The organism is Sphingorhabdus sp. (assembly GCF_044357595.1).
Taxonomy (GTDB): Bacteria; Pseudomonadota; Alphaproteobacteria; order Sphingomonadales; family Sphingomonadaceae; genus Sphingorhabdus_B.
The window spans coordinates 1-6,982 of record NZ_JBIKPH010000127.1 but is presented as its reverse complement, the minus strand read 5'-3'; the positions used below and the strand labels follow the sequence as shown (position 1 = coordinate 6,982).

General features: G+C 56.1%; 10 protein-coding genes and 1 tRNA gene. 8 read left to right on the top strand and 3 right to left on the bottom strand.

What is annotated here, in order from left to right; genetic code table 11:
* Positions 1 to 746 (bottom strand): ACP S-malonyltransferase (locus ACIQ2T_RS11035; RefSeq protein WP_397590849.1); only part of this gene is annotated, 746 nt, incomplete at its 3' end.
* Positions 747 to 782: 36 nt separating this feature from the next.
* Positions 783 to 1,619, bottom strand: coding sequence for an LD-carboxypeptidase (locus ACIQ2T_RS11030; RefSeq protein ID WP_397590848.1), 837 nt, complete (start codon positions 1,617 to 1,619; stop codon positions 783 to 785).
* 110 nt (positions 1,620 to 1,729) lie between these two features.
* On the opposite strand from ACIQ2T_RS11030, the gene ACIQ2T_RS11025 reads away from it, so the two are divergent.
* From ACIQ2T_RS11025 to ACIQ2T_RS11000, 6 genes are all read left to right on the top strand, one after another.
* The gene (locus ACIQ2T_RS11025) at positions 1,730 to 3,133 is read left to right on the top strand and encodes a glutamate ligase domain-containing protein (RefSeq protein WP_397590847.1); all 1,404 of its coding nucleotides are present in this window, start codon (positions 1,730 to 1,732) and stop codon (positions 3,131 to 3,133) included.
* 152 nt (positions 3,134 to 3,285) lie between these two features.
* Positions 3,286 to 3,735 (top strand): 30S ribosomal protein S6, encoded by a 450-nt coding sequence (rpsF, locus tag ACIQ2T_RS11020; RefSeq protein ID WP_306063369.1) that lies wholly within the window; start codon positions 3,286 to 3,288, stop codon positions 3,733 to 3,735.
* A gap of 3 nt (positions 3,736 to 3,738) precedes the next feature.
* Positions 3,739 to 3,963, top strand: a complete 225-nt coding sequence (gene rpsR, locus ACIQ2T_RS11015) for a 30S ribosomal protein S18 (RefSeq protein ID WP_143774744.1) — start codon at positions 3,739 to 3,741, stop codon at positions 3,961 to 3,963.
* Positions 3,964 to 3,974: 11 nt separating this feature from the next.
* Complete coding sequence (rplI, locus tag ACIQ2T_RS11010) at positions 3,975 to 4,652, top strand: 50S ribosomal protein L9 (RefSeq protein WP_306063370.1); 678 nt, start codon at positions 3,975 to 3,977, stop codon at positions 4,650 to 4,652.
* A gap of 191 nt (positions 4,653 to 4,843) precedes the next feature.
* Entirely contained in the window at positions 4,844 to 5,350 is a 507-nt protein-coding gene (locus ACIQ2T_RS11005; protein ID WP_397590850.1) for a 2'-5' RNA ligase family protein, read from the top strand.
* 76 nt (positions 5,351 to 5,426) lie between these two features.
* Positions 5,427 to 5,503: transfer RNA gene (locus tag ACIQ2T_RS11000), tRNA-Met, on the top strand.
* A 22-nt stretch (positions 5,504 to 5,525) separates the two neighbouring features.
* Here the strand turns inward: ACIQ2T_RS11000 and ACIQ2T_RS10995 are convergent.
* Positions 5,526 to 5,720: a zinc-finger domain-containing protein gene (locus ACIQ2T_RS10995; protein ID WP_300033668.1), complete on the bottom strand. Its 195-nt coding sequence runs from the start codon at positions 5,718 to 5,720 to the stop codon at positions 5,526 to 5,528.
* Between the two features lie 94 nt (positions 5,721 to 5,814).
* Here ACIQ2T_RS10995 and ACIQ2T_RS10990 point away from each other — a divergent pair, with 94 nt between their 5' ends.
* Both ACIQ2T_RS10990 and ACIQ2T_RS10985 read left to right on the top strand, forming a co-directional pair.
* Entirely contained in the window at positions 5,815 to 6,732 is a 918-nt protein-coding gene (locus ACIQ2T_RS10990) for an ABC transporter ATP-binding protein (protein ID WP_397590846.1), read from the top strand.
* Positions 6,733 to 6,982, top strand: a 250-nt coding sequence (locus tag ACIQ2T_RS10985) for an FAD-dependent oxidoreductase (protein ID WP_397590845.1), incomplete at its 3' end; no start/stop codon positions are given.

Genomic DNA, 6,982 nt, shown 5'->3' with positions numbered 1-6,982 from the left:
AACTGCGCAGAAATGGTGTCGGGGTCGGAAACAGGCGCAGCGGTTACATTGGCAAATAGCGGTACCAAAGGCGCGTGGATTGTTGTGGTCGCAAGCGCGCTTGCCATGTCATCTGCGGCAGGCTGCATCAACGGGCAGTGGAAGGGGGCGGATACGGGCAGTAATATGCCCCGCTTGATGCCATGGTCCTTCGCCAGCGCAATCGCGCGGTCAATCGCACCCTTATGTCCGGAGATAACGACTTGCGATGGGTCATTGTCATTGGCGACGGTACAGGTTTCGCCTTCCGCGGCAGCTGCAGCTAAGCTTTCTGCCTTTTCTATGTCCGCGCCAAGCAAAGCGGCCATGGCGCCAATGCCGACAGGCACAGCCGCCTGCATTGCGCGACCGCGCAGCTTAAGCAGCGCCGCCGTTACGGACAACGGCAACGCGCCAACGGCGCATAAAGCGGTATATTCGCCCAAGGAGTGGCCAGCGACGAAATTGCATTTTTCGACCAACCGCACGCCGCCTTCGGTTTCTAGCACGCGCAAGGTTGCAATTGCGTTTGCCATGATCGCGGGTTGCGCATTCTCGGTGAGCGTCAATTCGCTCTCCGGGCCTTCACACATCAATCGGAACAGATGTTGCCCCAGCGCTTCGTCGATTTCCTCAAACACCGCGCGGGCGGTTGGGCTTGCTTCTGCAAGCGCCTTGCCCATGCCAACGGCTTGGCTGCCTTGTCCGGGGAAAATGAATGCGCGCATGTCTAGTCCTATCGGTCTGTGTTATTGCCAAACCGCCTATGGCGCAGCGCTTGATGTTGCAAGCCCGAACGGCACGATGCGATTGTCGGCATCATGCCCAATGTCGGCGCGGCCAAGATAGTTTATACCCGTTTTTGCGCACCAACGCTGGGCTATTTCCTCTGCGCCTTCGCCAAAGGGGCGGTCATTTTCGGGCACATCGCTTACCCGGCCAAGCCGCAATCCGGTTAGTCCCACGGACCGCAGATGGCTGGTGACGTGAAAAAACGCCCGGTCATAGCCGTAAAGATATTCGCTTACCTCTTCGACCATTAGGACATGGTCGCTTAGGTCTGGCATCAATGGCGTCCCGACCATCATGGCCAGCGTCATAAGGTTAAACGCCGCATGTTTTGCGCCGGCCTGCACATGCGGCTCAAGCGCCTGCGGCGATGCGTGCAGCATCCAGTCAAGCGCGCGCAGCAAAGCTGCCTCGCCGCCATTCCGCCGCACGTCGGCTGGCATCGGGCCATGACAGACGCGACCTATCTTCGCGCCGTACAACGCGCCAAGCAAATTGCCCGCATCGCTATACCCCATATAGATTTTATCCCCTGCCGCCGATTTAAGCGCAGCCACAGCGTCCTGAGCAATCCGACACGCGCCATAGCCGCCGCGCACGAACCAGACAGCATCAAGCTCGGGGTCATTGGCAAGGTCCACAAATGCCGCAATACGCGCATTGTCCGGCCCGGCGAAATGCCCATCCTCGGCAAAGCATTGGTCATGGAAGATGAGATTGGCCGTCGGATAGGTGTGCGCTGCGAGCGCAGTAACACGCGCCGCATCCTCTCGCGTAAACGGCGTAGACGGCGCGCAAATACCTATTCTCATAAGTTACCCGTTTCCTCAAACTTCGTCATTTTCGCGCAGGCGCGGGGGTGACGATGTTATTGCTATACAGAACCATTGCCAAAATTATCTTCCGGCCATAACCGCCACTGATGTACAAAAACAAATCCTATTTCTTCTGTGGCGTTGGTGGATCGGGCATGTTGCCTTTGGCGAACATCGTTCGCGATGCAGGCGCGGCTGTTTCCGGATCTGACCGCGCGTTGGATCAAGGCCGTCTGGGACCGAAATTTGAATGGCTCCAAAGCTTAGGCATTGACCTGTTTGCGCAAGATGGCAGCGGCATCGTTAGTGGTGACCAGATACTCATTGCCTCTGCGGCTATTGAGGACAGCGTTCCTGATATCGCCAAGGCTAATGCGCTTGGCTGTACGCGAATGACCCGCGCCGAATTGCTCGCAGACTTGTTCAACGCCGCACCGCGAAGCGTTGCTGTGGGCGGAACGAGCGGAAAATCGACGGTAACCGGCATGATCGGTTGGATATTGACGGACGCCGGCCGTGATCCCACCATCATGAACGGCGCAGTGATGAAAAATTTCGTTGCTGATGATACCCCCTTTGCCAGTGCGCGGGTAGGGCAGGGCAATGTCTTCGTCAGCGAAGTCGATGAAAGCGATGGATCGATTGCCTTGTTCACCCCCGAAGTCGCGGTGCTCAACAATGTCAGCCTCGACCATAAAAGCCTTGAAGAATTGCGTCAGTTGTTTGGCGACTTTGCCAAAAAGGCAAAAGTCTGTGTCTGGAACGCCGACGACGCGGAAACGGCCACGCTCATTGCGCCGATGAACCTGCCTGGTGCGGTAAGTTTCGGATTTGGAGCCGGCTCAGCGTTTTGCGCAACTGACATCATTGACCTCCCACTTGGAAGCCGCTTCACGCTCCGCGCGCTAAGCGAAACCCGCGCCGTGACGTTAATCGTCCCCGGCAGGCACAATATCGCCAACGCGCTTGCCGCTATCGCCGCTAGCGTTGCGCTTGGTGTCTCGCTAGAGCAAGCTGTCCGCGGCGTGGAACGCTTCAGCGGTCTTGCCCGCCGCTTTGATATTGTAGGGACTGCCAATGACATCACGGTCATCGATGATTTTGGCCATAACCCCGACAAGATTGCCGCAACCCTCGCGACGCTGAAGACCTTTCCTGGGCGCATCACCGCCTTTTTCCAACCACATGGTTACGGCCCCATCCGCGTCATGGGCGCGGAACTCGCTGGCGTATTTGCTAACCTGCTTGGCGAGAACGACCACCTCATCCTTTGCGACCCCGTCTATTTCGGCGGCACGGTGGACAAAAGCACGGGTAGCCAAAGTATTACCGATGCAGTGGTCGCAGCAGGCAGAAACGCCGAATATATATCGGCGCGCGAAGATTGCGGCAACCGAATCGTCGAACTGGCGAGGCCCTGTGACCGCATCGTCATCATGGGTGCGCGGGATGATACGTTGAGCGGGTTTGCGGCGGATATATTGCATCAGTTGGGGCGCTCGGGCGTCTAACCCTATTCGCAATCCGGCGAATCGCTTGCTTTTCCTGTAAATTACACCTAAGCGGCGCACTTCGCTCGGGGTATCCCTTGTGAAAACGAAGAAGGCCGGAGGGGCGTATGCATGGTGCTGCGTCAGCGATCGGTAGGAACAAGGAAACGCCCATGTCTCTGTACGAGCATGTATTTTTGGCGCGTCAGGACCTTTCACAGGCCCAAGTAGACGCGCTGGCAGAAGCTGCCACGAAGATTGTGGAAGACAATAAGGGCAAGGTCGTAAAGACCGAAACCTGGGGTCTTCGCACATTGACCTACAAAATTCAGAAAAACCGCAAAGCGCATTTTGTAATGCTCGACATCGATGCTTCTGGCGACACCATCGCCGAACTCGAGCGTCAGACACGCATGAACGAAGACATCATCCGTTACATGACCGTCCGCGTTGACGAGCATGAAAAGGGCCCATCGGTCATGATGCGCAAGAGCGACCGTCCAGAGCGCAGCGAACGCGGCGAACGTGGTGGATTTGGTGGCGGCGACCGTGATCGCGGCGCCCCTCGTCCAGATCGTGGCGACCGCCCCGATCGCGCACCCCGTGCAGAGCAGGAGGCTTAAATTATGGCACGTCCGTTTTTCCGTCGCCGCAAGTCCTGCCCATTCCAGGGTAAAGATGCGCCGAAGATCGATTATAAAGATGTACGCCTGCTTCAGGGTTACATTTCAGAGCGTGGCAAGATTGTCCCGTCGCGCATCACCGCCGTATCGGCAAAGAAGCAACGTGAACTGGGCCAAGCTATCAAGCGCGCCCGTCACATCGGCCTTCTGCCGTACATCGTGAAGTAGGAGCCGAAAACATGGATATCATACTTCTCGAGCGCGTTGAAAAGCTTGGTGCAATTGGTGACGTTGTCACCGTGAAGGACGGTTATGCCCGTAACTTCCTGTTACCAAACAAAAAAGCGCTCCGTGCGAACGCAGCAAACCGCAAGGTTTTCGAAGCGAACCGCGCGAAAATTGAAAGCGATAACGCAAGCCGCCGTGATGAAGCGCAAAAAGCTTCGGGCAGTGTCGAAGGCAAACAGATCATTCTGATCCGTGCGGCTTCGCAAACTGGCCAGCTTTACGGTTCGGTCTCAGTCAAGGATATCGTTGACGGTCTGGTCGCCCAGGACGCTAAGGTTACCAAAGGCATGATCGTGCTTGAACGCCCAATCAAAACGCTTGGCATTTTCGGTGTCAAAGTTGTTCTGCACCCCGAAGTTAGCGTTAATGTTCAGGTCAATGTGGCCCGTTCAGATGACGAAGCTGAATTGCAGAAGGACGGCGTTAACGTTCTCGACCAGATGTTCGAAGCCGAACAGGCCGAGATTGCGGCTGAAGCAATTGAAGCTCAGGTTGAAGCCGAAGTCGCATCTGACGCAGCTGATGCTGCGGAAGCCGCTGCCAATGCAAAGCGCCGCGAAGAGCAAGCTGCCGCCAAGGCTGCTGCTGAAGCTGCGGGCCTTTCGGCTGAGGCAAGCGACGACGCATAAAGCTCTCGACTGCCCAATACAAAAAGCCGCCTTGTTGCAAGACAGGGCGGCTTTTTTGTTGGCTTGAGCGATAACCGAAATGCCGTTGATCTGGGGTTTGACACCGCCGCAAGGTGACGGGTCGTGCGATAGTTGAGCGCAATGCAAAGTGGGCAGTGGCAGCATCAGGCCGTTTGGTTTATGGCACAACAGTGACCGCACCCATCATCATCACTGCCGAACTGGGTAAGACCGACCAAGCATGGGCCAATGGATTGCGGCGCGCGCATTTTCCCGTGGCGCGCAATTTTGTCGATGCGCATATCACGCTGTTTCATCATCTGCCGCCAAGCCACTTGCCTGAAATAAAATCCCGCCTGGCGGCCCTTGTTGCAGATTATCCTGCGCCTGTTGCGCATCTCACAGATGTCATGCTGATGGGAAGCGCGGTGGCCTTTCGTATTGATAGCCGCGAATTGCTGAGCTTACGTGAGGAGCTTGCAGATGCATTTCGCGGACTTTTAATCCCGCAGGATGAGGCGTCGCCCAAATTGCATATCACCGTCCAGAACAAGGTTGAGCCTCCGGTCGCCAAAGCGCTTCATACCCATCTGTCGTCAACATTTCGTCCCCGACCTTTGGTCATTTCCGGTCTGTCCGCGCATTATTATCGCGGTGGGCCATGGGAGCAAATTGACAGATGGGCATTTCGCGGCTGACAATGCTTGACCCGTTCAAACCCCGCGCTTATAGCGCCGCGTGCTTCCCCGCAAAAGCTGGGATTCACGCTAGGATGGCGAAGTAGCTCAGCTGGTTAGAGCGGTGGAATCATAATCCATAGGTCGGGGGTTCAAGTCCCTCCTTCGCTACCATTTCATTGGTGTCCGCAGGCGCCTAAGCTTTACCGGTATCGGCGGGGCCGCCCACCAGAATAAAATGCCGGTCGCAGTAGCCGCAGTCGACATAGCCTTTTTCATCAATCTGGAGCCAGACGCGGGGATGACCCAACGCGGCTGGGATATCTCCGCTGCCATCACAGGCTACACGCGGTTCACGTACTCGGATGGTTTCAGGATCATATTTGTTCATGAGCGTCACTTAGCAAAGCAGTCGCTACCCTGCAACGGGTCAGAAAGCGTTGAGTGTGATTGCACTGCTACCACCCGTCCGCTATCGCAGATGCATGTCCGAACAAGCTATCTCCATAAAGAACCTCTCCAAAAAATATGCAGGTGGAAAACAGGCGCTCAACGATGTCAGTTTTGACGTCGCGCAAGGCTCAATCTTCGGTTTGCTGGGGCCTAATGGTGCGGGCAAATCCACACTGATTAATATCTTGGCTGGGTTGGTCATGAAAACATCCGGCAGCGCATCCATTTGGGGTTTCGACATTGACGCCCATCCGCGCAATGCCAAGGCGTCTATCGGTATTGTGCCACAGGAAATAATGTTCGACCCCTTCTTCACGCCCAAGGAAGCGTTGGAGCTGCAAGCTGGCTTATATGGCGTGCCCAAGTCGAAGCGGCGGACGATGGAGTTGTTGAAGGCCGTACGGCTTGAGGACAAGGCTGATGCATATGCCCGGACATTATCGGGCGGCATGAAACGTCGCTTGTTGGTGGCAAAGGCCATGGTGCATGCGCCGCCAGTGATCGTGCTCGACGAACCGACCGCCGGCGTCGACATCGAACTGCGCCAGCAATTGTGGGACTATGTTCAGGAACTGAACCGCCAGGGTGTTACCGTTGTCTTGACCACGCACTATCTCGAAGAGGCCGAGCAATTATGTGACCGTATTGCGATCATCAACCATGGGCAGCTGATCGCCAATAAGCCCACTCGCGAATTGGTCGGTATGGCCCGCGAAAAGGCAGTAGTGTTGACGCTAGATCGCGATGTGACCAGCGCGCCAACGCATGAAGCCTTTGAAAAGGTGGAGCTGGTCGGCGACCGGACCATTGCAATCACATATAACAAAGACCGCATGAATGCTGGCGAAGTCCTGTCTGTGATCCAAGGCCTCGGACTTGGCATTATCGATGTCACCACCAAAGAAGCGGATTTGGAAGACGTCTTCCTTCGTTTGACGAGTGCGGTGTAAATGGAAGCTGATGTTCTGATCATTGGATCCGGTGCGGCGGGTTTGACGGCTGCGTTGCAATTGGCAACTTCGCGCAAAGTTGTGGTGTTGGCGAAGGGATCAATTTCTGACGGTGCGACGGCCTGGGCGCAGGGCGGGATTGCCGCTGTGCTTGAACCCGGCGACAATTTTGCCAACCATATCGAAGACACGATGGTTGCAGGGGCTGGGCTTAACAACCGCGCGACTGTCGAATTTGTGGTGGAAAATG